A 23582-nucleotide genomic window follows, 5' to 3' on the forward strand; every position below is an offset into this window, starting at 1 on the left:
TTAATGAGCCATTGGCGCAGGGCTCATTATTTTAGAAATATTCCCGCTCATTCCAACTGGATGACAATCGACCACGAATGGTGGCAACGCTGCCCTGCCCGCTATGCTAAAGACAGTCTATTCAACTTCTCTAAATCCATGGTGCTGAGAATGACTGATCAAGATTCCAACAAAACCAAACGCCCTCCAGCCAAGAATGACTTCGATACACTGAAGCTGATCGCAACCGGCCTTGAGGAAAAGCGGGTAAGCGGAGACAGAGAGAAAACCAAACTTCTCAAAGCGGCAAGACTGAAGAAAATCGAAGATGAATAGACGGCTGCCCGTTTACAGCTCAAAAGGGAGAGCTTAACGGTTTCGCTCGATTGGCGGCAAATCCGCCGCTTCAGTGCGGCTTCTTCGTGATCCCCGGTGGTGGCGCCCGTATCTGGATGCAGACCGGTCACGCCCATGAAATACGCGTCAATACGAACGTTCTCGATTGCATCTAATGTAGTCGCACCCATCGCAACAACAGAATGCTTGAACAGTCTCCCGACAATTATTTCAACTTGGACCAAAGGATGGTTCGCTAATTCCACTGCTATACTTGGGCTGTGTGTGACGACCGTGAGAGCGATTTCATGAGGCAGGTGCCGAGCCAACTGCACATTGGTCGTTCCGCCGTCAAGAAAGATAATCTGTCTGGCACTGATCAATTTGACCGCGGCCTTCGCTAACGACACGTTGGCCAAAATTCCCATTCGTTCTCGAGCTGAAAAATCCGCCGTCGCCGCTGATGCCGGGAGGGCTCCACCGTGCACCCGTTGCAGAAGTCCTTCGCTTGCAAGCTCTCGCAGGTCTCTTCGTATAGTGTCTTCAGAGAAGACCAATTCCTGGCTGAAATCCTTTGCAACTATCCGCCCGGTTTCCCGCAGAACTTTTTGAATAAGAGATCTTCGCTCTGTCGTCTGCATCTGTTCACCCGCGCGGAAGCTGAGGAAGAAACCGGCTTCCGTGTTCGCGACGTTCGGCAGGTTTTTGATGCGTTCATGAGCCCCGGCTCCGTGACCGAACGCTTGTTCTTCTTTGTGGGACAATATGATGGCTGTGACCGCGTATCGGAAGGTGGCGGAAATATCGATGAGGGCGAGGACATTTCGGTCCTCGAAGTGACCATAGATGAGGCAATGAAAATGATCAAAGCTGGCGAGATCAGGGACGGAAAGACGATCATGCTTTTGCAGCACGCAGCCCTTGACCTTTTTAGCAGTGACCCAACGAACAAGGATGCACGATAATGCTTATTTTGATTGCTGGCCCTTATCGCTCAGGAACCGGGGACGATCCTGAAAAAATGGAACGCAACCTCAGGAAGCTTGAAGAGGCATCTTGGCCACTATTCGAAGCCGGGCACATTCCGATGATCGGAGAATGGGTCGCGTTACCGGTATGGCATGCAGCAGGTGGGGTAAAACTCGGAGATGAGCTTTATGATCAGATATTTTACCCCACGGCAGATTGCTTTTTGAAGCTCTGCGACGCAGTTCTCAGAATGCCCGGCGATTCAAATGGTGCGGATAATGACGTGAGACTGGCGCAAGCGCGTGGCATTCCCGTCTACTATCGTCTGGAGGACGTTCCTGGCCTGAGCGGCTGATGCAATTGCCCTGCCAGGCGGTGCATGACTTACACGCAGACAAGGCAGACTTTGCGCGAACTAGATGATGATTGGAGGCAGCGCGCATTTGAAAAATGCTCGCTTGCAGACGAAGACCTGTTGAAGCATCGGAGACACCGCCTTTCAACAAAGTATGTGATCTTCAGAAAGCGTGACGATCGCCCCCCATGAAGGCAAGCGCTTAAGCAATGCTGTGACATCAGCCCGTCCAGGGCCTCCATGATGACGATATCAAACTCGCCTCTGCCTGCACACTCGATCAGCCCCCCCCCAACTGCGGGCTCTTCGCTCGGATTGTATCTCAAATACAACAGTACATTTTAATTTCGACACCACTCCAATAGACACCCCATTGCGGCTAGAGGTTGCAAATAAAACTGTTAGTGATTTTTCGCGTTGCATCAATATGTGCGACTCATGGTTTTTAATTTTGTCTTTATATTGGGTCAGTTCTGTGCAGCTAAGAAATTTAAAGCATACGGCTAATGGCATTTCAGCAGTCTTCGAATTCCGCAGCATTGCAAACTTGTTGCTGGGGTTTTTCTTTTCCTGCTTTTTCGCGGGACAGGCGGTTGCATTGTCTCAAGGATGTACGGCTGTAAATTCGATGTGGGGCAACGGCCTAACCGCGACAAATCAGGAGGCATCCGGAGATACCTACACTCTTTTTGTCGGCGAAAAATTGAGCTGGACAGCGACTTATGAAGGCAGTGGTACGATCAACAATAATGCGGCGGCATCAATTGCAGTGGATGGCAATTTTGTTTTAAATAAAAGCAATGAGAATGGAAACACGCCAATATCGTCAAGTATTGTCATTTTTGGATCTGCTAAACAGGCTGAAATCAACATCAACGCAACCGACGGCAACCCTTCGGACCATAATAAGGTTACACTGCAAGTTACCTGCACAGCGGCATCTTCGACTGCCACCTTGTCCTCGCTTTCCGTCTCCAGCGGCAGTTTATCGCCAAGCTTTTCCTCAAACATAACCGACTACACGACATCAGTAGCCAATAGTGTAAGCTCTATTACCGTCACACCAAGTGCGACCGATCCTAATTCAACCATCACGGTGAATGGAACGTCGGCAACATCCCCAGTTTCGCTGGCTGTTGGCAGCAAAACAATTACGGTTATTGTCACCCCGGAATATGGTGCCACGAAAACCTATACCATCACGGTCACGCGCGCGGCTCCTCAGCCGCCAGCCATCGCGTCCATCTCGCCCAACAGTGGCAGCAGCAGTGGCGGAACAGCTGTCACCATCACCGGCGCAGACCTTTCCAACGTCACAAGCGTAAAGTTTGGCACCACAGCTGCATCGAGCTTCGCCGTCATCAGCGCGACGTCGATCACTGCAACAACGCCCGCCCATACCGTAGGTGCAGTCGACGTTGTCGTCTCCGACGGCACAAATACCTCTACGCTATCAAATGCCTTTACCTATGAGCCTGCTTTGTCCTTCAGTCCTGCGGCGGGCACGCTCACTGCAACCAACGTGGGCGCGAACTACAGACAAACCATCACGACGTCAGGCGGCACAGAACCTTATTCCTATGGCGTCAGTGGCACCTTGCCAGCAACCCTTAGTATCGACCCGCAAACAGGCATCATTGAAGGCACCCCGACCACTCAAGGAAGTTTCAGCTTCAGCGTCACTGTCACTGATGCAAACCAAGCCACAGCCTCTGCGGCCTATACCCTGAACGTGAAGCCTCAGGCCCCTATCGCCAATCCCGTAACTGCGCCCGTTGCTGCTAACAGCTCGTCCAATATCATCACGCTCAACATCATGGGTGGAACTGCCACAGGCGTTGCGGTTGCATCTCAGGCATCTCATGGCACTGCGACCGCTTCCGGCACCAGCATCACCTATACTCCCACAACGGGATACTCCGGCTCGGACAGCTTTACCTATACCGCCACAAACGACGGCGGCACCTCCACTCCGGCAACTGTATCTATCACGGTAACCGCGCCAGCCCCAACATTCACCTTTTCGCCAGCGGCGGGTACACTGACACCAGGCACTGTGGGAACGAGGTATACCCAAACCATCACTGCATCCGGTGGCTCAGGAACGTATACCTATGCCGTAACATCAGGCACACTGCCCACAGGTTTCACCGTCGATCCAACAACAGGTTTACTGAGCGGCACACCAACGACGGCTAGGAATTACAGCTTCACCATAGCGGCAACCGATGCAAACAATGTAACAAGCACGGTGACCTACAACCTCGCCATTGCAGCTGCAATTCCAGCCCCTATCGCCAATCCCGTAACGGCGCCCGTTGCTGCTAACAGCTCGTCCAATATCATCACACTCAACATCACGGGTGGAACTGCCACAGGCGTTGCGGTTGCATCTCAGGCATCGCACGGCACTGCGACCGCTTCCGGCACCAGCATCACCTACACTCCCACAACGGGATACTCCGGCTCGGACAGCTTTACCTATACCGCCACAAACACCGGCGGCACGTCCACTCCGGCAACCGTATCCATCACGGTAACCGCGCCAGCCCCAACATTCACCTTTTCACCAGCGGCAGGTGCTTTGCCAGACGCAATGGCAGGTGAAGAATACGAGCAGCAGATTAATGTATCGGGAGGCACATCCCCGCTGACCTTTAGCGTGCTGCCTGGCACCGGCACCCTGCCCAACGGACTGGTTCTCAGCCAATCGGGGGAACTCTCGGGTACGCTGGCGGCCAATACGCAGAATGACTACACCTTTACGGTCAAAGTCATGGATACAAACGGTGCAGACGCAACGGCCATCTACACGCTGAAAGTGAAGCAACGGGCTGTTAGCGTTTCCGATCAAGTGGTCGACGTGCCAAGCGGCTCCGCGCCTCCTGACACCCGTTTGGACAAGCGCGCGACCGGGGGACCGTTCAACAGCGGACAGCTTGTTTCAGTTCAGCCGCCAAATGCAGGCACGGCCACACTGACAATGGGTGACTATGCACAGGTCGGACCTGTCGCGCCTGTTGGCTGGTATCTGAAGTTTACGCCAACAACGGGTTATTCCGGCTCTGTCGTCATCACCTTCAGCCTCACAAGCGGTCTCGGCAGCAGCACCGGTACGGTAACCTATAATCTCAGCTACGATCCAGCCCAGGTGGTCACCCAGATCGACGGTGAGGTAAGGGATTTTGTGAAATCACGCCAAAGCATGATTTCATCGGCGATCAACGTTCCCGGCCTTCTGGAACGGAGAAACGCCGAGAGCGCCAAGGAACCAGTCACAACACGGATTTCGCCATCCTCCAACGGCATGACACTCGGCTTCTCGACCAGCCTTGCGCAATTGGAGGCAGCTCGAAACAATGCTGACAGCCCGTCAATCAATGAACCCGGGGAAATTGCTCCGTCGCCGTTCAACATTTGGCTCAATGGAACGCTGATGTTGCATAACCGCCCCGCAAACGACAACGAATGGGGAAGCTTCGCCATGCTTTCGGCAGGGGTTGATTATCTCATCACTGACAAGGCCCTCGTCGGCATGTCGTTCCACTTGGACAGAATGACCGACCCGACCGCTGACGGTTCAGAGCTTACGGGCAACGGCTGGCTGGCGGGTCCTTATACCTCGTTTGAGATTGGCAAGGGTGTGTTCTGGGATACCAGCCTGCTCTACGGCGGATCGGCCAACGATATCGACACTGAGTTCTGGGATGGTGAATTTGATAGCCGACGCTGGATGGCCGAAACCTCGATCAAGGGGCAATGGTATCTGGACAGCACAACGGTGCTCACGCCTAAGCTGCGGGCCGTCTACTTCTCTGAAGATATTGAAGATTATACGGTATCCAATGCCAACGGTGATGCGCTGACCCTCGGTGGCTTCACATCGGAACAATTCAGGGTCAGTTTTGGCGGAGAAATTGCCCGGGAATACACGCTGAGCAACGACACTAAACTGAAGCCAAAAATCGGGTTGACCGGCGGCTTCTCAGGCATCGATGGTTCCGGCGAGTTCGGCTCAGTCTCAACAGGTGTTTCTCTTGCGACAGTGAACGAGTGGACCATCGACTTCAGCCTTCTGTTCAATATCGAAGGCGATGGCGATAAGTCTGGAGGCGCGCGCGGTCGGATCAGCAAGCGGTTCTGAAACCTGACAGGATGGTCCAGATTGCAGTCGGGCGACAGTGTACGCGTTTCGAGTTCAGCCGGCCTTTGGGCCGGCTGATGATTGTGAGAAAGAGCGTTACGCTTTCGTACTCAAGCCCGATCATAGCCGCGAACTGCGCCAGCCCAGCGCCAGGCTGAAGCAGCAACTGGCAGAGTAGATGCTGGACGTTGCCGCTCTTCGTGAGCTTCTCGAAAAAATGATAGGGACTGCCGCGAAGCGTGAAGCCGTGGCGCATCTGAAGGCCGTGATGGGGCTTTCGGAATGGCGGGCCTGCCAGATCATATCTGCCGATGGAAAGACGATACGCTATCGGCCCTCTCGACCGCCGGAGGTCGAGTTGAGAGCGAAGTTGCGCAATCTGGCCAATGAGCGGCGACGGTTCGGCTATCCGCTTCCGCCTCATGCTCGGAATCTTGACTTATGCGATCAATTTTGGAAAGAGCTAAAACACGGATGTTTAATCCGCAATGGAAAGCAACAACCAGAAGGCACAATAAAATGATGTCACTGCCTGCCATCATCGGCATTTCAATCGGCGCTGCCGGATTTGCAGCATTCAGCCGCAAGAACAAGCCTTGGAGCTTTCTGAAGCGGATGGTTTATTTTATCGCTGCCACAGCTGCCATGTTGCTGATCATGCTCGCTGTCAATTTCGGCATATATTACGCGAACCACGGCGCATAATTTCTTCTGGTTCGGCAGGCTTCTTTGGCACAAAACGCTAAAGCGATGCTTTTAGAAGCGTATTCTGCGGTATGATTTTGGGATAATGGTGCGAGTACTCAGCAGAGGCATAGATGGCACCTTTTATTCACCAGATCCGCAGCGATGAAAAGCTTCCCCAGTCCGTCGATGCCGTCGTTATCGGTGGTGGAATTGTTGGTGCCAGTGCGGCATATTTTCTGGCGAAACGCGGCTTGTCTGTCGCGTTGATCGAAAAGGGTTATGTTGGCTGCGAGCAATCCAGCCGAAACTGGGGCTGGTGCCGCCGCCAGAACCGCGATGCGCGGGAAATGCCAATCGCCAATCTCTCCCTCAGGCTTTGGGACGAGATGACAAAGGACATCGGGCTCGACTTGGGCTTCCGTCGTTGCGGGCTGACCTATGTGACATCCGACCCGAAGCAACTGGCTGACTGGGAATCCTGGCGCAAGATTGGTCAACAGTTCGGCGTCAACACTCGCATGCTGACGGGTGAAGAAGCAATGTCAACGGTTGTGTCGGCCAGCGGCCGCAAATGGGTTGGCGGTGTGCATGCTTTCGAAGACGGCAAGGCAGAACCATGGCTTGCGGCCCCGCAGATTGCGGAAGGCGCGCGTAAGCTGGGCGCGACCATTCATCAAAACTGCGCGGCGCGCGGTCTTGATGTGACCAATGGACAGGTTACCGGCGTCGTTACGGAACACGGCCTCATCCGCACCAATGCAGTTCTGTGCGCTGCGGGGGCCTGGGCGTCCACTTTCATGCGTAAATATGCCGTTTCGATGCCGCAGGCCAGCGTTCGTCAGACATCCATGAGGACAGGTCCGGCACCGGATCTCGGCGACGCTGTTTACACATCCGATTTTGCCATGACCCGCCGCATCGATGGCACCTACACGATTGCCATCAGCGGCAAGGCAACGCTCGAAATCACGCCACAGGGTATCCGTTACGCGCGTCCATTCATGCCGATGTTCATCAAACGCCTGAAGGCGGTTGAGATCGGCATCGGTCGCTCGTTTTTCGAAGGCCCGGAAGCGCTGGGCAACTGGAGCCTCGACAAGCCAACGCCGTTTGAGCGCATGCGCGTGCTGGATCCGGCCCCAAATGCAAAAACAATCGCTCTCATCATGAAGCGGGTGACAGCCATGTTTCCGACGATTGCCAGCGCGGGTATCGCCTCTTCATGGGCAGGCTACATTGACTCGACGCCGGATGCGGTGCCGGTCATATCGCCGGTTGGCAGCATCGATGGCGTCTATCTGGCAGCCGGTTGCTCGGGACATGGCTTTGGGGTCGGTCCGGGCATTGGTCACCTTGCGGCTGAACTGGTGGCGGGCGATCAACCAACTGTCGATCCCACGCCGTTCCGCCTGTCACGCTTCTCCGATAGCTCGAAGATCAATGTTGGCGATTTCTGAGCAGTCTCAGACAGGCTAAGAAGTGCCGGGCGCAGAAACGGTGATCTACGCCCGGGACCAGCCTTCATCAGTCGCGGCAAACCCACAATTTGCGTGTGGTTTCAATGACTTTCCAGACGCCGGTAAAGCCTGGGTGCATAACGAAACTGTCACCGGCGACGATACGGCGCGGCTCGCAGCCGTCTTCAATCAATTCCGATACGCCTGAGAGAATAACGCAGACCTCGAATGTCGTGCCCTTGATGGAGCGGTATGCGCCTGGCGTGACTTCCCAGATGCCGGAACGAACAACCCCATCCTCGGTTTGCGCAATGTCCCAAGTCAGGAACTGGGGATCGCCCTCCACAAGCCTGTCAGCGGCTGGCTGACCTTTTCGTGGTTCGGGGAGATTTTTCTCATCGAAAAAGGTGAGTTTTGACATGGTGTATCCTTTCTGGTGATGACTAGCGAACGAAGGACAAGCGACGTTCAAGGAGCTTGATGGCCGTGAGGGCAATGACGTTCATGGCGAGGTAGAGAACGGCGGTGAGGATGAAGATGTCCATGATGGCGAAGGTCTCGCTCATCAGGCGCTTGGAATATCCGGTGATTTCCAGAACGGTGATCGTGGAGGCAAGGCTGGATTCCTTGACGATGATGGCAGCCTCGCTGCTATAGGCTGGCAGGGCCTGCCGCAGGGCCAGCGGAAACTTTACCCTTCTGAACACAATCCAGGGCGACATGCCGCAGGCTTCGGCAGCCTCGATCAGGCCCTTGGGAAGAGACAGGAAACCGGTGCGGAAAATTTCAGCCGTGTAGGCACCGGTGTTCAGCACCACAGCAAGAATGGCTGCGTGCAACCCATCGCCAATCATCCACCACAAAACGGTATTGTGCCGGATGAAATCCACCTGCGCCAAGCCGTAATAGATGACGAAGATCTGCACCAGCATCGGCGTACCGCGAAAGACAGCGCAATAGGCATCGCAGATTTTTCGCAAGGCACGGTTCTTTGATCCCCGCCAGAGCCCCGTCAGGATGCCCAACGGAAAACCGAGGACAATGCCGAAGACGGCAATGTGCAGGGTCGTCTTGGCGCCGGTGAGGAGAAATGGAAGGGCATAGCTCAAGATATCAAGGTCCATGTCACCGCCCTCCGAAACCGCGATTGAGCGCGCGTTCCGCTTTGGAGAAAAGTGTCTGGCTGACCGCAGTCATGAGGAAGAACAAGGCGGCAGCGATGCAATAAAACAGCAAGGGGGAGCGCGTGATGCCGGCACCGATGGCTGCCGTTCTCATCAATTCCTGTAGCCCCACCACTGAAATCAGAGATGTATCCTTGATGGTCATCTGCCAGACGTTGTTGATACCGCCCAGCGCCAAGCGCAATGCCAGCGGAAAGGTAATGCGATAAAAGGTGATGTGGCGCGGCAGGGCGAGCGATTTTGCCGCCTCCAGCAGACCCGATGGCACCGATTGGAGTGCGCCTCTGATGACCTCGATGGAATAGGCGCAGGAGATCGCTGCGATGGCGATGACCCCGACAATATATGGATAGGCGCTATCCACCGCGTCCTGATAACCAAACACCGTCGCCACGGCTTTTACCGTATCGACGGACCCGAAAAACAACAGATAGATCACCATCAGGCCGGGAACGCCGCGCACGACGATGCTGTAGGCATCGACCAGCTGCGAAATCACGATGACCTTTTGCCAGCGCAAGACCGCCAATGGCGTTGCGATGATAAATCCCAATGACATGCCTAGCAGCCCGATCGCAATCGTAACCGCACTTCCGCGCAACAGAGCGAGCGCCCAGCCCTGTTGCGCCATTAACACCCAGAAATCAGCCAGCATTCTTCACCATCCCACGACCTGCCCGGGACACGCCAAGGCAGGTCTCGCCTTCAAATATTACTTCTTGCAGGGAATGGTGTAGTCGTCCTGGAACCACTGCATGGAGGCCTTCTTCACCTGGCCATCGTTGATCATCTTGCAGAGTGCCGTATCGATTTTCGTCTTCAGTTCCGTGTTGCCCTTCTTCATGCCAACGCCCATGCCCTTGCCGAGGGTGGCAGGGTCATCCATGGCCATGACCTTCACCTCGACTTTTGCGAAGTTTGCGCCATCGGCCGTTGCCAAGAAATCCATGACGGTCGGCGAGTCGCTATAGGCGGCATCGATGCGGCCGCTGGACAAATCTGCCAGTTGCTGCGTCGTGGCGTCGTAGGTCTTCAGGTCTGCCGAGGGAACCGTCTTCTGGACGAACTTGGCATAGGTGGTGCCGTTGACAACGCCAACGCTCTTTCCGGCAAGCGCTTTTTGCACTTCTGCCAGTGTTGTGAGCTTGGCGATGGGTGAATCCTTTGCAACCACGAAATATTGCGGCGTTGTGGCATATGGAATGGAATAATCGATCTTCTTTGCGCGCTCATCCGTAATGCTAAGGCCGGAAATGATGACGTCGAACCGGTCGCTATCCATGGATGGTACCAGCGAGCTGAAGGCCTGCACCACGAACTCGCATTTCAATTTCAGTTCGGCGCAGATGCCGTTGGCGATATCGGCATCGAAGCCGGTCACATTGCCACTGGCATCGGCCATGCTGAATTTTGGCGCATCGCCTTCCGTGCCGATACGAAGAACGCCATCCTTGGCCGATGCGGCTGTGGCCAGCGCGGAGACAAGCAGGGTGGCTGTCAAAGTTGATTTGATGAGTTTGCTGATGATCATGTCTGTTTCCCTTTTATGGTTGTTGTCTTGACGTGACGCTTTTCAAGCGTCGGCCGGCATGACACTCGATAGAAACCGCCGTACTCCATCTGTTGCGGGGTTTTTCAGCAGTTCTTCCGGTGCGTCATCCTGCACGAGGCGACCCTCTTGCAGGAATATCATCCGGTTCGACACATCGCGTGCGAACCGCATTTCATGTGTGACGAGGAGGATTGTGGCACCCTCCTCAGCCAATGTTCTGATAACTTTGAGCACTTCACCGACGAGTTCAGGATCGAGTGCCGATGTCGGTTCATCACACAGCATCAGTTTTGGCCGCATCGCCAATACGCGCGCGAAGGCGACCCGTTGCTGCTGCCCGCCCGAGAGTTGGTGCGGATACCGGTCACGCAAGCTTGCCATGCCGACCTTTGCCAAGGCAGAAAGGGCCGTGTCTTCGGCTTCCTTCTTGTCCATGCCCAGCACATAGACAAGCGCCTCGGTAACATTGCCGATGACGGTTCGGTGGGGCCAGAGGTTGAAACTCTGGAACACCATTCCGATCTTCTGCCGAAACATCCTGACAAGGGCGGCGTTGGCGATTTCGCTCTCACCGTGCTTGTTACAGCTGACCGAGACTGCCTGCCCCATAAACTCGATTTGCCCTGACGTCGGCGTTTCCAGAAAGTTGATGCAGCGCAAGGCCGTGCTCTTGCCGCATCCCGACGATCCGATCAGGGAGATGACCTCGCCTTCATTCATGGAAAAGCTGATGCCATCAAGAACCTTCGTGAGGCCGAAAGCCTTTGTCAGTCCATGGACCTTTAGAACCTCGTTCATGCATGACACCCTTTCGAGGAGCTGAACACTTAGCCAGCAATGGCACCTTTCGCATCCAGTTCAAGCAAGACCTCGTCAACCGCAGCTTTTGCGATCGAAACCATCTCGTCAATCTCCCCTTCTGTCATGACCAATGGCGGAGCGAAGCCAAGGATGTCGCCGTGAGGCATCGCACGGGCAATGAGATTGCGGTTGCGAGCCGCCTGCGAGATGCGCGCTCCAACCTTGTGGGAAGGATCGAACGCCGCCTTGGTGCCGCGGTCAGATACGAACTCTATCGCCGCAAGCATTCCCACACCACGTATTTCACCGACGATCGGGTTCTGCTCGAATTCCGCTCTCAGCCGCTTCATCAAGTAGGCGCCCTTGGTTGCCGCCTGGCCTGCCAAATCCTCGCGCTCCACGATATCGAGAACAGCATTTGCGGCGGCAGCGCCGATGGGGTGACCCGAGTAGGTATAACCATGGGAGAAGGAGCCAACGCGCGGTGTCGCTTCTTCCATCACATCGTAGACTTTCTGGGAAACGATGGCGGCAGACAGCGGGAAATAGGCTGACGTCAGACCCTTGGCGACAGTGACCAGATCCGGCTCCATGCCATAAAGATCAGAGCCGAACATGGCGCCTGTGCGGCCGAACCCGCAAACCACTTCATCGGCGATAAGCAGCACATCGTATTTGTTCAGAACAGCCTGGATTTTTGCCCAGTAACCTGCCGGGGGTGGGGTAATGCCGCCGGTTCCGAGGACCGGTTCTGCGATAAAGGCACCCACTGTTTCAGGGCCTTCCGCCAGGATGAGCGCTTCCAGCTCGTCTGCACGACGCTGCGAGAAAGCGTCTTCGGTTTCGCCGGGAACGGCACCCCGGTAAAAATGCGGGACACCGGTGCGCAGAATGCCGGAAACCGGAAGGTCCATATGCTCGTGATAGAAGCTCAAACCAGTCATGGAACCGGCAACAACGGAGCAACCGTGATAGCCACGCTCGCGTGCGATGATCTTCTTTTTCTTCGGCAGGCCCCGAAGGTTGTTGTAATACCAGACGATTTTAGCCTGTGTCTCGTTCGCGTCTGATCCTGAAAGTCCGTAAAAGACTTTGGACATATTGCCCGGCGCCATTCTGACGAGCCGGTCTGACAGTCGCGCCAGCTCTTCCGTCGTATGGGCCGCGTAGGAATGGTAATAGGCGAGCTTGTAGGCCTGGCGGGCAATGGCCTCTGCCACCTCGGTGCGGCCATAGCCGATATTGACGCAATAAAGGCCCGCAAAGCCATCGATGAATTCCCGGCCGGTGGCATCCTTGATGCGCACACCCTTGCCGGTTTCCATGATGGTCGGATCGGTTTCACCGGAAGCGTAGTCTTTCAGGTATGTGAAAGGATGGAGAACCGTTCTGCGGTCCATTTCTGCGATTTCAGCAATATTTGTCATTGTCATTTCCTTACGCGGCGAGACCGCCGAAGCACACATATTTGAGTTCCATGAATTCCTGCAGGCCGTGGCGCGAACCCTCTCGCCCCAGACCCGATTGTTTCCAGCCGCCAAACGGAATAGGCGCGCCGGTGAAGGACGGCGTGTTGATGGCGACCATTCCGTATTCGAGCGTGTCCGAAAGGCGCATCGCGCGGTTCAGGTCGCGGGTGTAGACATAGGCCGCCAGCCCCATTTCGTTGTCATTGGCCCGGGCCAGCACCTCATCTTCGGATGTGAAGCGAATGACCGGGGCAACCGGCCCGAAGGTCTCCTGCGAGGCAATCAGCATGTCGTGCGTGACATCGGCCAAGAGGGTCGGAGCAACGAAGTTACCCGCTGCCGGATCAGGGATTTCACCAACGAGCATCCGTGCGCCTTTATCGACTGCGTCCTGAATGTGGAGGCGGCATTTCTCAACAACTGACTTTTTCGTCATTGGCCCGATATCGACACCAGCCTCAAACCCCTGCCCCATTCTCAGGCGGGCGACGCGCCTCTGAAACTTGTCGAGAAAGGCATCATAGACACCGTCCTGCACATAGATCCGGTTGGCTGCGAGGCAATCCTGGCCCGATGTGGCGAATTTCGCGCCGACGCATCCATCGACAGCGGCATCAAGATCGGCGTCATCGAAGAGAATGAAGGGCGCATGGCCACCCAGTTCCATCGAGACTTTTTTGACGGTGGAGGCTGCCTTTGCAAGGAGCAGGCGACCGACTTCGGTTGATCCTGTAAACGAAAACGCCCTGACACGTTCGTCAGCGAGAAGACCGCCCGTCAAAAGCGCGGGCTCGCCGGTCACGACCTGAAAAACACCGTGTGGGAACCCGGCGCGATGGGCAAGCTCAGCCAGCGCCAATGCCGACAAAGGCGTTTCGGGCGCAGGTTTGACGATGACAGGACATCCCGCAGCCAGCGCGGCAGACGCCTTTCTGGCGATCATGGCGCTTGGGAAATTCCACGGCGTTACTGCCGCGCTGACACCGACGGGCTGCGTGGACACGAACAGACGGCTGGCGGCCTTGTGGGTGGGGATCGTTTCGCCATAGGCACGCTCACCCTCAGCCGCAAACCACTCGATGAAACCGACACCGTAGAGGATTTCCGCCTCGGATTCGGCAAGCGGTTTTCCCTGCTCTGCGGTCAAGATCGTGGCGAGGTCTCCAGCATGCTGACGAATGAGCCCAGCCCAGGACAGGAGAACCTGGCTGCGCTCGCGGGCCAGAAGAGCCCGCCATGTCTTGAAGGCGATTTGTGCTGCATCAATGGCTTGATCGAGCATGCCCAGATCACAGTCGCCAACGCGGGCGATCTCATCCCCTGTGGCAGGGTCGGCAACGCCAGTTGAGGCAGTCGTTTCGCGCCAAAACCCGGCAATGTAAGGCTTGAAGCGCAAGAGGTTCGGATCGTTCAGATCATTGAGAGCGCGTCGCGCTGTCTTCTCCACGTGTAACATTTAACGATCCCTTAACTCTGCACATAGCGAAGTCTAGGCTGGTTCCTACGCAGGATTTGATCTTCTGATCTGGTCAAGATGCAGAAATCCTGCTTTATAACGGCACTCAACGACGAAATTATGCGGATAACTCAATGGACCTGGATCGCTTCGACGCTCGACTTCTCAGCCTGCTGCAAAACAACAACCGCCAAAGCAGCGAAGAGTTGGGCGCCATTGTCGGCCTCTCGGCCACCGCCGTCCAACGGCGATTGAAGCGATTACGCGAAAAAGGGGTCATCGAGGCCGATGTCTCCATTGTCACGCCGAAAGCGGTTGGACGCCCTATCGCGATGCTTGTTCTGGTTTCGCTTGAGCGGGAAAGAGTCGACATCGTTGATCGCTTCAAACAATCCATTCGCCAGACGCCGGAAGTGATGAATGGCTACTATGTCACGGGCGATTCAGACTTCGTTCTCATCGTAACGGCCGAGAGTATGGAAGACTACGAAGCCTTCACCCGGAAGTTTTTTTACGAGAACCCTGACATCAAAGGGTTCAAAACCATGGTGATCATGGACCGGGTCAAAACCGGTTTCTCTGTTCCGATTGACGTTGATGCCTTCACTTAAGGCACGACTTGCCAAGGTGGGAACTGAAGGACCTCGTTACGGTTTCACCGAGCTTTCGCAAGCCGATATCGCCAGAAGCTGAGATGTTAGGTCTGCGCCTTTTGCGGGAAATTTGCCGTCCAGAGCGGAGGTGCCGACGGTGAAACCGGCAGCGCCAGATCTGCGGATCGTGTCGATTTGCTCGGGCCTATCGACAGACCCTGCAACGATGACCGGCTTGGATACAGCGCGACATACGGCCTGCATCAGCGCTGGCACGTCACCCTTCGAGCGGTAGGCGAGAAGATCGAGGCCTGAGACGCCATCACGGCTGGCCAGTTCCACGGCGCTTGCAACGATGTCTTCCTGCGAGCCTTCAAGAATGCTGGGATGCCCGACGATGCGACCGGGGAAAGGATAGTAGCGAATGGCCGTTCCTTCCAGAAGCGGGAGCACATCGTCCACATGCGTGCCGCCAAGGAGATAATCCACCCCAAGCTCGACTGCCGACTTGACGGAGCGAATTTCGCTTTCGCGGTCCAGCGATACGACTTCGAGATAGGTGCTGGCTCCGCCCTTGCTGATCTGCTGCTTGAGGCCAAGAAGCTCTTCAAACGGCAAACCGATATCTTTAAAGCCGATGTGGCGGATGCCGGCCTGAAGCGCGGTTTCGACATGAATGGCGGCGTCGGCAACGGTACGGTCGTTGCGTGTCAGCATGAAGATGAAGTCAAAATCAGTCATAGCGGTTGAGCTTTCGAGTTGGAGAGAGCGGCCTTCAGCGTGACAGCGTAGTCGAATGCGGTCTCAAGACTGGTCGGGTCGGCTTTGCCGGACCCTGCAATATCAAAGGCAGTGCCGTGATCTGGGCTGGTGCGCACGAATGGCAGACCGAGCGTGATGTTCACACCGCGATCAAGCCCCATATATTTAACCGGAATGAGACCCTGATCATGGTACTGGGCGACTACGACATCGAAACGGCCTGTTCGAGCCTGCATGAAGACCGTATCACCCGGCCATGGGCCGGATGCGTCGATACCCTCGGCACGTGCGGCTTCAACCGCAGGCCGGATGATGTTGATTTCCTCATCTCCAAACAGCCCGCCCTCGCCAGCATGGGGGTTCAGTCCGGCAACGGCGACGCGTGGTTTGGCAATGCCGAGCGCTTGAGCGCCGGTATGAGCGAGCCTGATCGCGTCCATCTGCGCTGCAAAGTCGCCCTTGGCGATCGCTTGCGACAGCGAGCAATGGATGGTCACGAGAACTGTGCGGATATCTTCATTCGCCAGCATCATGGCGACCTTTGGCGCGCCGCCGTAATCGGCCAATATTTCCGTGTGGCCCGGATATTTAACCCCAGCGGCAGAGAGCGCCTCCTTATGGATGGGCGCGGTGACGATGCCACTGACATGCCCGTCTTTCGCAAGGCCGATCGCAGCGACAATCGCATCGAAAGCCGCCTTGCCGCTGATGGCCGACACTTCGCTGACAGGGGGCAAGGCTGAAAGATTTGAGGAGCAGAAGACGTTGATGGTGCCATCATCAAACACGGCCTGATCCAGCGATGCGATGGGCCTGACCTGCACTTGGGCACCCAGAACTTCAAAAGCGCGGCGCATCACCAAGGCATCGCCAATAACGACCCAGTGGCGATTGTCGGGACGGCTCAGAAACATCTTTGCCACGATTTCGGGACCGATGCCCGAAGGATCTCCCATGGTGACGGCGAGCGGCATTTGATGGAGCGTCATGGATCATAACCCTTGTGAAAGCGGACTGGCCAAAAATGTTTTGGCGGCATCGAGCAAAGTAGACGGTGAGCCGAACCCGCCAGCCTTCATGGCAATGCTGAGCGCTGCGCCATCCCGCAAGCGGGTTTTGCCGACGGGAAAGCCGGGCTCCAGCTCGCGCGAGAGGAAGAAACGGTTGATTTCGAGACGGTCGAGGATTGCAGCCATGGTTTCGCCACCGGTGGCAATCACGACGTCAAAATCCCGACGGGCAACGGCAGACGAAGCCTGCGCGGCAAGGTCTGACACCACGGCTTCTGCACTGGCCTGCAGCAGAGACGGCGCGCGAAGGCAAACCACGCGCGCATCCACGGGAGCATCGGCAAGCTGCGTGACGACAGGCACGCCATGTTCCTGCAAAACATCGCACTGCTGATGCGTCACGGCATTGGCGCTTCCAGCCACAATCAACACCCGGCTGGAAGCTTCGCCTGCTGCCGGGTGTTGGGTCGGCACGGGAGGAACAAGCGATGATAAGGCGATGGCCATTCCCGGAGACCCTACCCACAGAACGGATTGGGGATTCGGGATACGAGCGACCTGTCGGTTGAGCGCGTTCTGGCTATCGGCATCGAGAATGAGGATGGTCTCGTTCGATGGCGGTTCACAATCTGAAGCAACGACGACCGCTTTACCCAGCGATGGATCAACCAGATCGGCGATGTTCGATGAACTTGCAGGATGAACGGGATCTCGACCGTAGGAACTTTCACTGACGGGGATGCCGTGGACTGTTTGAATGCCGCCAATGGTCAGGCGACCTGCCTCGGCAAAGGCTGGTGCAATGACAAGTCTGCTGCGGCCACTGGCACGAAACGCCGCAGCGATTTCTTGACGGATGTGGCCGCGCAATGTTGAATCTATCGTCTTGAACAGAAAGTGTGCATTCGCAAGCGACGCGGCTGCATCACCGGTCACACGACTGGCCTCTGAAGCGGACAAGGCGCGACTGTTTGTGTCGATGGAGATAACAGGCGCAGTGTCGTCAGCTGCATCGAGGGCTTTGATGAGGGGATCATATCCCTTCAACAGGAAGGCTCCGGCACCATCGGTGGCGCTGGTAAGGTCGTCTGCGATGATGCCGACTAGGGGTGAAATATTGTTGTCCATGACGGAAACATTATCAGATCGGCCACAGGAGATAATGCATATGATCTGACGAGTATTGGTGATATAGGATCACCAATGAAAAGATCAGAACTCCCATCTCTGGATGATTTACGGGCCTTTCAAACCGTTGCCCGGCTCGGTTCCGTGCGTGCAGCGGCGGCGGAACTTGTGTTGACGCATGGGGCAATCAGCAGACGCGTTTCCAAGCTATCCGCAGATCTTGGCCTGCAATTGCTTGAAGCGGATGGGCGTGGGGTTCGCCTGACGCCGGTTGGCGCGCGGCTGGCCGACGCAACGGGGCGGGCGTTTGCAACCATCACCGATACACTGGCAGAGATCAGATCGAGTTCTGCTCCGGGGCCGATCATTCTGTCCTGTGAGCGATCGCTCGCGATGCGTTGGCTTATTCCGCGCCTATCGGGGTTTCAGGACCGGCACCCGGATGTCGAAGTGCATCTCTCCACGGGCGGTGGCGGCATCGATTTTGCGCGTGATCGTGTCACGCTTGCCATCCGCCGCCTCGATTTCTTGATCGATCCGGACTGGACAATCATCAAGCTGATGCCGGAGCGTGTCGGGCCGGTCATGGTGCCGTCTCTGCGCAAAGGGTTCGATGCCGGGAATTATGTTGCGCTCGGCTCCAGAACACGTCCGCATGCCTGGGAAAGCTGGTTTGGGCAGCACCCCGAAACGCCGCGCCCCCGCGCAAGCCAGCTTCTGGATCACCATTTCCTGATGGCAGAAGCTGCCCTTGGGGGCCTTGGGGTTGCGCTGGCGCCGCAGGCGATTGCCGCTGACGATGTTACCAATGGACGATTGGAAGCCCCGCTCGGCTTTGCGCCAGACGGGACCCATTACGGGCTTATTCATCCCAAATCGATGTTCCTATCGACAGGCGTTCAGGCTTTGATGGACTGGCTGACCAAGGAATCCGAAACATGCGGTTCGCAAGATCGTTAGCCTTGCGCTTTACGCACTTCCGACCTGAACGAGAGCGCGCTCAATGCTTGCCAGGAACTGGTCAACGTGAACGTCCTCACAGATCAGCGGTGGGCGGATTTTGAGGGAATCTTCGTTGGCACCGGTGGTGCTGACAAGGACGCCATCATCTCGCATGGTATTGACCACATCGAGAGCGAGCGAGCGTCTGCGCATTGCAGTGTCGCCCTCAAACCCCAGATCGACGCCGAAGAAGAGGCCTGCATTACGGATGCCGCAAATTCCTGGCGTCTGAAGTGCTATTTTCTCCAGCCCAGTTCTCAGCCGCTGACCCATGGCAAGCGCATTCTGCGCAATACGGTCGCGCTGAATGATTGTCAGCACGGCATCTGCGGTTGCTATTCCAATCGTGTTGCCCGCGAATGTATTGGAATAGCGAGCGGTTGCGCCGAATTGGTCTACGGGTGCTTTGCGCCCCACCACGGCGCCGATTGGGAAGCCATTGCCCATGGGTTTGCCGAGGGTGACGAGGTCAGGGACGATACCGTGGCGCTCAAAGCCCCACATATGCGCGCCGGTTCGGCCAAAACCCGGCTGGACTTCATCGGCGATAACAAGGCCACCGGCCTCACGAACGGCAGCCACGCCCTTTGCGATGAAGCCGGGAGGATCAACCCAGACACCATCGCTGGAGAAGATGCTGTCGATGAGAAGCGCCGCGACGCCGGTGCCGCGACGGTTCAAATCTGTGATGGCAGCACGAACCTGCGCCTCGAAAAAATCCGCTGCCTGCGATTCCGGTATGCCTTCCGGGCCATGCAGAGAGACCATGCGCACGGAGGGGCTGAGCTTGACCGCTGCTCCGAGGTTTGGTGAGACGGCGGCGGTGGCGGCACTGGTGCCGTGATAGGCATATGACGAGACAATCACGCCATCATTGCCGCTTGCCAGACGCGCGATACGCAACGCCAAATCATTGGATTCACTGCCCGTGCAGGTGAAGACGACACGGTCCAGCTCCGGCGGAAAGGTTTCGACCAGACGTTCGGCAAATTCGACGAGGTTCGGCTCCAGATAGCGCGTGTTGGCGTTGATCCGACCCGCCTGCTCTGCCATCGCCGCGTTCACTTCGGCGTTGCAATGCCCGAGCGACGGCACATTGTTGTAAAAATCGAGATAGGCGCGCCCGTCTGGATCGTAGAGCCACATGCCTTCACCCCGGACAAAATGGACGGGTTTGCGATACTGAAGGCGGTATGATGCACCAAGGACCTTGTTTCGACGCTCGATAAGCTCGGCCTCGCGGGCAGGAAGAGCAACTTCGCCGGGGACGTAGCGATTGGGCATGAGGTCTGTCGACATGTTCTTCAACCTGTTTGAAAGAGGACCGTAAGCAAGAGCAGCAATGTTACGTTTATACCGGCGATGGATGGGGCAACGCCATCGCAGCCAGAACTGCCGCTTCCGCCTCATCGGCACTCAGAGTGGTTAGAATGGAAAGTCCGCGTTCGGCACGCGGAACGTTCTTGTTGATGTATTCGGCTTGCTCTGGAAAAAGATGCGTTCTCCAAGCGTTGACCAGCAGAAGTGCGCTTTGGCGTGCCCGCATCAATCCCACGAGGACCTTTGCCTCCACCGTCGACAGCGGAATGACGGAATGGTAACCCGCAATCACATAGTCCGCGCCGCCCAAGGCGGCAGTCGCGTTCTGGACCATGTGGCTGGCTGCCACGGCAAGGTCTTGTATCCTTGGCCCCCAGCAGCCATCGCCAAAATCGATGAAGCCGATACCGCGATCGGTCAACAGCATATTGTGGGGGCTCGGGTCGTTATGGGTGATCTGCCATGCCACCTCGGCAAGGTGCGGTTCAACACATTCGGCATAGTTATCCATCGCTGCACGGACCTGTTCGGCGATATGTTGCGATGGCAGATATTGGCTGAACTCCATCAACCGCGACCAGCACTCAACATGCAAGAGAACGGGCCGCTGGCTAGATGATGCGCGCACGCCATCAAGCGCCAGATCCAGCCGGGCAAGCGAACATCCGATCTGGAACAGCAGGTCGGGCGTCATCGCAAGCTTGTGTAATGGAGTGCCATCGATCAACGTTTGCAGATATCCGCAAGCACCGTCTTCCTCAAACATCACCTCGCCGCCATTCGTGCGCATGATCTGCGGTGAAACGAAGCCCGCAGATGCCTCCACCCCGCTGATGGCTTCGGCCTGAAAACGGAAACTGCTTGACGTCTGCGGCCTTGTGGCCGTTTTGAGAATGAGCCGCCGCCCGTCCGGCAGGGTGACCTCTTCCGTGCATTCAACCTCTGACGACAGGGTGGCGACAACTCCCGACAAGCCGTAGTGACGACCGAGAAGTTTCGCGGACTGTTCGACGTCAGCAGGCATGGGATGCGCAGCCAGTGTGGTCTTTGCAGCATGATAATAGGCTTCGCTCGAAGCCTTTGACCCCACCGCCTCGGGGTGGATAGTGTCTATGCCGGGATCGATGGGCAATTGCGGTCCTCACCTGATGAAGGTCGTTGCTCGTCGCGCGTGGTGCCGGAGAGCAGTTTTGGACTGCTGCCGATGGCAGCAGTCCTTTTGATGTCAAAGCCCCACGACACCGGCCAGGCCTGAAATGTCCGAGATTTCGGTATAGCCATAATAAGGGTTTGCGGGTTCGTGGCCACGATTGACCCAGACCTTGTTTTTAATGCCCATATCGTGCGCCGACATCAGATCGTAGCGGAATGAGGAGGAGCAATGCAGGATCTCCTCCGGGCCGCAGCCAAGCATATCCAGCATATATTCGAATGCCTTGAGGTTGGGCTTGTAGGACTGCGCCTGTTCAGCCGTGTAAACCGCATGGAACGGTGCGCCCAGCTTTTCGACATTCGACATGATCTGCGAATTCATGGCATTGGACAGAATGACCAACGGAATTTCTTTGGCAACCTTGGCAAGCCCGGCTGGAACGTCCGGGTGCGGACCCCAGGTCGGTACGCGCTCATAAACGGTCTGCGCGGCTTTCGGATCGAAGGTTACGCCGTTGCGCTTGCAGGTTCTTTCGAGCCCGTTGTGGAGAATTTCATTGTACGGCTTCCAGTCGCCCAGAACTTCATCAAGGCGATAGGCCGAGAAGTTCTTGATGAACTCCACCATCCGCGGCTCATCGAGTTGATCACCGTAGATGTCACGCGTTGCTTCCGCCGTCTGGAAGTTGATCAGCGTGCCATAGCAATCGAAGGTAATGTATTTCGGGCGAAAGTGAGCCATTGTTCGGTCCTGACTTATTGGTTTTCGTCTGAGACCATCCTAGGAGCATTGCGTGGCATAAACCGAGCTGAAATCAGGATTGCCAAAGCACATTCTCTTATATCCAAAGCAGGCTTCGACAGATTGTGCGCCGGGCGCTTATTTCAGGTTTTTCAATCAAGCCTTATCAGCCAGACCAAACATGATTCCGTTGGTAATTGCTTTCAACCGACATCAATTAAATTGACTTAAAATATCATATTTACTAAATCAGCGGCATCTCAACCTCTGGATCATTATCATGAAATCAATAATTAGCGGTCTCGCTGCAGTGCTGTCAGTCTTCGTATTTGCTGCGCCTGCAATGGCAGAAGTGAAGACGATTACCGATGTTATCGGGCGCGAGGTGAAGGTTGACCTGCCTGCAAAGCGTGTCGTGCTGGGCTTCTATTTTGAAGACTACATGGCTGTTGGTGGCGAGAAGGCCTATGATTCTGTCGTCGGCATTTCCAGAGAAGCATGGGTCGGTAAAATTCCGGCCAACTGGAAGATGCACGTGGCGCACCGGCCATCGCTTGCTGACATAACGGATGTTGGCGAAGTGGACACGCAGACCTTCTCCGTCGAAAAAGTCATGAGCCTGAACCCTGATCTGGTGATCCTTGCAGACTGGCAATTCAAGGCCTTGGGGCTTGATGCTGATAGATTGGTACAGCAGGGCATTCCAGTCGTCGTCGTGGATTACAACGCGCAGACCGTTGAGCGTCACGTTGCATCAACGCGACTCCTCGGCCAGGTGACCGGACAAGACCAGCGCGGTAACGAGATCGCCGATCTTTATCAGGGCGCGATGAAGGACATTGCGGACCGGGTTGCCAAGTCCGGCAAGCCAAAGCCAAAAGTCTATGTCGAATTCGGCAATAAGGGCCCGGCGGAATATTCCTTTACCTACGGCAAGAACATGTGGGGCGCGATGTCGACGCTGGCCGGTGGCGATAACATTGCCGCACCCTTTGTTGAATGGTGGGGTCCGATCAATCCAGAGCAGGTTCTGGTGGCAAAGCCCGACGTTATTTTCATTTCTGGACGTGAAGACAACAAAAACCCGGCAGCGATGCCGATGGGCCCTGGCGTAAAAGAAGCGGATGCCCGCAAGAACCTCAAAGCCTTTGAGACCCGTCAGGGCTGGAGCGAATTGCCCGCCATCAAGAACGGCAAGCTCTTTGGCGTTTATCAGGGCGCTTCGCGCACGGTTTCGGATTTCGCCTTGGTTCAATATATTGCCAAGCAGCTCTATCCCGAGCAGTTCAAAGATGTTGACCCTATCGCCAACTACCTGGGCTACTACAAGAAATATCTGCCTGTGACGCCCGAAGGCACCTTCGCTATTTCCGTCAACGAATAAGGTGACGGCGAGATTTCTCTGCACGATCAGCTCGATAGGGCGACCGTGCAGAGGCGCCAATGTGCCGACGCCCTTTGGGGGCGTCAGCCTTTATGACACT

Annotated in this window: 22 protein-coding genes and 2 pseudogenes; 9 read left to right on the top strand and 15 right to left on the bottom strand. The window is 56.1% G+C overall.

All coding sequences use genetic code 11. The annotated features are described in order from the left end of the window. Window positions 1-158: 158 nt before the first annotated feature. The gene (locus IFT53_RS09805) at window positions 159-956 is read right to left on the bottom strand and encodes a DeoR/GlpR family DNA-binding transcription regulator (protein ID WP_192064973.1); all 798 of its coding nucleotides are present in this window, start codon (window positions 954-956) and stop codon (window positions 159-161) included. A gap of 9 nt (window positions 957-965) precedes the next feature. On the opposite strand from IFT53_RS09805, the pseudogene IFT53_RS23740 reads away from it, so the two are divergent. Together IFT53_RS23740 and IFT53_RS09810 are read left to right on the top strand one after the other, a co-directional pair. After that, window positions 966-1280: pseudogene (locus IFT53_RS23740) on the top strand (GDP-mannose pyrophosphatase); the annotation flags it as partial. Next, window positions 1280-1639 (top strand): DUF4406 domain-containing protein, encoded by a 360-nt coding sequence (locus tag IFT53_RS09810; protein ID WP_192064544.1) that lies wholly within the window; start codon window positions 1280-1282, stop codon window positions 1637-1639. The pseudogene IFT53_RS23740 and the gene IFT53_RS09810, both read left to right, overlap by 1 nt. Before the next feature lie 720 nt (window positions 1640-2359). Here the strand turns inward: IFT53_RS09810 and IFT53_RS09815 are convergent. Continuing rightward, window positions 2360-2650 carry a hypothetical protein gene (locus tag IFT53_RS09815; protein WP_192065041.1) on the bottom strand — a complete coding sequence of 97 codons (291 nt, stop codon included), beginning with the start codon at window positions 2648-2650 and terminating at the stop codon, window positions 2360-2362. Between IFT53_RS09815 and IFT53_RS09820 the strand changes: the two genes are divergently transcribed. From IFT53_RS09820 to IFT53_RS09835, 4 genes and pseudogenes are all read left to right on the top strand, one after another. Beyond that, window positions 2595-5783: a putative Ig domain-containing protein gene (locus IFT53_RS09820; protein WP_192064545.1), complete on the top strand. Its 3189-nt coding sequence runs from the start codon at window positions 2595-2597 to the stop codon at window positions 5781-5783. The genes IFT53_RS09815 and IFT53_RS09820 overlap by 56 nt on opposite strands. Before the next feature lie 148 nt (window positions 5784-5931). Continuing rightward, window positions 5932-6192: pseudogene (locus tag IFT53_RS09825) on the top strand (IS3 family transposase); the annotation flags it as partial. 110 nt (window positions 6193-6302) lie between these two features. After that, window positions 6303-6488 (top strand): hypothetical protein, encoded by a 186-nt coding sequence (locus IFT53_RS09830; RefSeq protein WP_192064546.1) that lies wholly within the window; start codon window positions 6303-6305, stop codon window positions 6486-6488. 113 nt (window positions 6489-6601) lie between these two features. Then, a complete protein-coding gene (locus tag IFT53_RS09835) occupies window positions 6602-7927 on the top strand; it encodes an NAD(P)/FAD-dependent oxidoreductase (protein WP_192064547.1) in 1326 nt (441 codons plus the stop codon). 67 nt (window positions 7928-7994) lie between these two features. Here the strand turns inward: IFT53_RS09835 and IFT53_RS09840 are convergent, their stop codons facing one another. Genes IFT53_RS09840 through IFT53_RS09870 form a run of 7 tightly spaced genes read right to left on the bottom strand, consistent with a single transcriptional unit; the run spans window position 7995 to window position 14380 of the window. Next, window positions 7995-8348 carry a cupin domain-containing protein gene (locus tag IFT53_RS09840; RefSeq protein ID WP_192064548.1) on the bottom strand — a complete coding sequence of 118 codons (354 nt, stop codon included), beginning with the start codon at window positions 8346-8348 and terminating at the stop codon, window positions 7995-7997. Window positions 8349-8370: 22 nt separating this feature from the next. Beyond that, on the bottom strand, window positions 8371-9051 hold the full coding sequence (locus IFT53_RS09845) for an ABC transporter permease (RefSeq protein WP_192064549.1): 681 nt from the start codon (window positions 9049-9051) through the stop codon (window positions 8371-8373). Window position 9052: 1 nt separating this feature from the next. Beyond that, window positions 9053-9766: an ABC transporter permease subunit gene (locus IFT53_RS09850; RefSeq protein WP_192064550.1), complete on the bottom strand. Its 714-nt coding sequence runs from the start codon at window positions 9764-9766 to the stop codon at window positions 9053-9055. Window positions 9767-9823: 57 nt separating this feature from the next. Continuing rightward, the gene (locus IFT53_RS09855; RefSeq protein ID WP_192064551.1) at window positions 9824-10642 is read right to left on the bottom strand and encodes a transporter substrate-binding domain-containing protein; all 819 of its coding nucleotides are present in this window, start codon (window positions 10640-10642) and stop codon (window positions 9824-9826) included. A gap of 42 nt (window positions 10643-10684) precedes the next feature. Further along, on the bottom strand, window positions 10685-11461 hold the full coding sequence (locus tag IFT53_RS09860; RefSeq protein WP_192064552.1) for an amino acid ABC transporter ATP-binding protein: 777 nt from the start codon (window positions 11459-11461) through the stop codon (window positions 10685-10687). A 29-nt stretch (window positions 11462-11490) separates the two neighbouring features. Beyond that, complete coding sequence (locus IFT53_RS09865; RefSeq protein WP_431768228.1) at window positions 11491-12891, bottom strand: aspartate aminotransferase family protein; 1401 nt, start codon at window positions 12889-12891, stop codon at window positions 11491-11493. Between the two features lie 10 nt (window positions 12892-12901). Further along, a complete protein-coding gene (locus tag IFT53_RS09870; RefSeq protein WP_446737671.1) occupies window positions 12902-14380 on the bottom strand; it encodes an NAD-dependent succinate-semialdehyde dehydrogenase in 1479 nt (492 codons plus the stop codon). Between the two features lie 143 nt (window positions 14381-14523). Here IFT53_RS09870 and IFT53_RS09875 point away from each other — a divergent pair, with 143 nt between their 5' ends. After that, complete coding sequence (locus IFT53_RS09875) at window positions 14524-15000, top strand: Lrp/AsnC family transcriptional regulator (protein WP_192064555.1); 477 nt, start codon at window positions 14524-14526, stop codon at window positions 14998-15000. A gap of 36 nt (window positions 15001-15036) precedes the next feature. Here the strand turns inward: IFT53_RS09875 and IFT53_RS09880 are convergent, their stop codons facing one another. Genes IFT53_RS09880 through IFT53_RS09890 form a run of 3 tightly spaced genes read right to left on the bottom strand, consistent with a single transcriptional unit; the run spans window position 15037 to window position 17882 of the window. Further along, entirely contained in the window at window positions 15037-15723 is a 687-nt protein-coding gene (locus tag IFT53_RS09880; protein WP_192064556.1) for a 4-hydroxythreonine-4-phosphate dehydrogenase, read from the bottom strand. Further along, window positions 15720-16733 (bottom strand): 4-hydroxythreonine-4-phosphate dehydrogenase PdxA, encoded by a 1014-nt coding sequence (pdxA, locus tag IFT53_RS09885; protein ID WP_192064557.1) that lies wholly within the window; start codon window positions 16731-16733, stop codon window positions 15720-15722. Before pdxA ends, IFT53_RS09880 begins: the two co-directional genes overlap by 4 nt. Before the next feature lie 3 nt (window positions 16734-16736). Then, window positions 16737-17882, bottom strand: a complete 1146-nt coding sequence (locus tag IFT53_RS09890; RefSeq protein WP_192064558.1) for a four-carbon acid sugar kinase family protein — start codon at window positions 17880-17882, stop codon at window positions 16737-16739. 75 nt (window positions 17883-17957) lie between these two features. On the opposite strand from IFT53_RS09890, the gene IFT53_RS09895 reads away from it, so the two are divergent. Further along, window positions 17958-18842, top strand: coding sequence for a LysR substrate-binding domain-containing protein (locus tag IFT53_RS09895; RefSeq protein ID WP_192064559.1), 885 nt, complete (start codon window positions 17958-17960; stop codon window positions 18840-18842). 9 nt (window positions 18843-18851) lie between these two features. Here IFT53_RS09895 and IFT53_RS09900 read toward each other — a convergent pair whose 3' ends face one another. From IFT53_RS09900 to IFT53_RS09910, 3 genes are all read right to left on the bottom strand, one after another. Continuing rightward, window positions 18852-20183, bottom strand: a complete 1332-nt coding sequence (locus tag IFT53_RS09900) for an aspartate aminotransferase family protein (protein ID WP_192064560.1) — start codon at window positions 20181-20183, stop codon at window positions 18852-18854. Window positions 20184-20235: 52 nt separating this feature from the next. Then, a complete protein-coding gene (locus tag IFT53_RS09905; RefSeq protein WP_244656281.1) occupies window positions 20236-21336 on the bottom strand; it encodes a phosphotransferase enzyme family protein in 1101 nt (366 codons plus the stop codon). A gap of 93 nt (window positions 21337-21429) precedes the next feature. Next, complete coding sequence (locus tag IFT53_RS09910) at window positions 21430-22098, bottom strand: haloacid dehalogenase type II (protein ID WP_192064561.1); 669 nt, start codon at window positions 22096-22098, stop codon at window positions 21430-21432. Window positions 22099-22378: 280 nt separating this feature from the next. Here IFT53_RS09910 and IFT53_RS09915 point away from each other — a divergent pair, with 280 nt between their 5' ends. Next, on the top strand, window positions 22379-23482 hold the full coding sequence (locus tag IFT53_RS09915; RefSeq protein WP_192064562.1) for an ABC transporter substrate-binding protein: 1104 nt from the start codon (window positions 22379-22381) through the stop codon (window positions 23480-23482). Window positions 23483-23582: the final 100 nt, after the last annotated feature.

The organism is Rhizobium sp. CFBP 13644, from assembly GCF_014842165.1.
In the GTDB taxonomy this organism is placed as follows: Bacteria; Pseudomonadota; Alphaproteobacteria; order Rhizobiales; family Rhizobiaceae; genus Agrobacterium; species Agrobacterium tumefaciens_C.

Coding starts and splice junctions, on each gene's coding strand:
- IFT53_RS09805 (WP_192064973.1), bottom strand. CDS start 956: ATGCAGACGACAGAGCGAAGATCTCTTATTCAAAAAGTTCTGCGGGAA.
- IFT53_RS09810 (WP_192064544.1), top strand. CDS start 1,280: ATGCTTATTTTGATTGCTGGCCCTTATCGCTCAGGAACCGGGGACGAT.
- IFT53_RS09815 (WP_192065041.1), bottom strand. CDS start 2,650: ATGTTTGAGGAAAAGCTTGGCGATAAACTGCCGCTGGAGACGGAAAGC.
- IFT53_RS09830 (WP_192064546.1), top strand. CDS start 6,303: ATGATGTCACTGCCTGCCATCATCGGCATTTCAATCGGCGCTGCCGGA.
- IFT53_RS09835 (WP_192064547.1), top strand. CDS start 6,602: ATGGCACCTTTTATTCACCAGATCCGCAGCGATGAAAAGCTTCCCCAG.
- IFT53_RS09840 (WP_192064548.1), bottom strand. CDS start 8,348: ATGTCAAAACTCACCTTTTTCGATGAGAAAAATCTCCCCGAACCACGA.
- IFT53_RS09845 (WP_192064549.1), bottom strand. CDS start 9,051: ATGGACCTTGATATCTTGAGCTATGCCCTTCCATTTCTCCTCACCGGC.
- IFT53_RS09850 (WP_192064550.1), bottom strand. CDS start 9,766: ATGCTGGCTGATTTCTGGGTGTTAATGGCGCAACAGGGCTGGGCGCTC.
- IFT53_RS09855 (WP_192064551.1), bottom strand. CDS start 10,642: ATGATCATCAGCAAACTCATCAAATCAACTTTGACAGCCACCCTGCTT.
- IFT53_RS09860 (WP_192064552.1), bottom strand. CDS start 11,461: ATGAACGAGGTTCTAAAGGTCCATGGACTGACAAAGGCTTTCGGCCTC.
- IFT53_RS09865 (WP_431768228.1), bottom strand. CDS start 12,891: ATGACAAATATTGCTGAAATCGCAGAAATGGACCGCAGAACGGTTCTC.
- IFT53_RS09875 (WP_192064555.1), top strand. CDS start 14,524: ATGGACCTGGATCGCTTCGACGCTCGACTTCTCAGCCTGCTGCAAAAC.
- IFT53_RS09880 (WP_192064556.1), bottom strand. CDS start 15,723: ATGACTGATTTTGACTTCATCTTCATGCTGACACGCAACGACCGTACC.
- pdxA (WP_192064557.1), bottom strand. CDS start 16,733: ATGACGCTCCATCAAATGCCGCTCGCCGTCACCATGGGAGATCCTTCG.
- IFT53_RS09890 (WP_192064558.1), bottom strand. CDS start 17,882: ATGGACAACAATATTTCACCCCTAGTCGGCATCATCGCAGACGACCTT.
- IFT53_RS09895 (WP_192064559.1), top strand. CDS start 17,958: ATGAAAAGATCAGAACTCCCATCTCTGGATGATTTACGGGCCTTTCAA.
- IFT53_RS09900 (WP_192064560.1), bottom strand. CDS start 20,183: ATGTCGACAGACCTCATGCCCAATCGCTACGTCCCCGGCGAAGTTGCT.
- IFT53_RS09910 (WP_192064561.1), bottom strand. CDS start 22,098: ATGGCTCACTTTCGCCCGAAATACATTACCTTCGATTGCTATGGCACG.
- IFT53_RS09915 (WP_192064562.1), top strand. CDS start 22,379: ATGAAATCAATAATTAGCGGTCTCGCTGCAGTGCTGTCAGTCTTCGTA.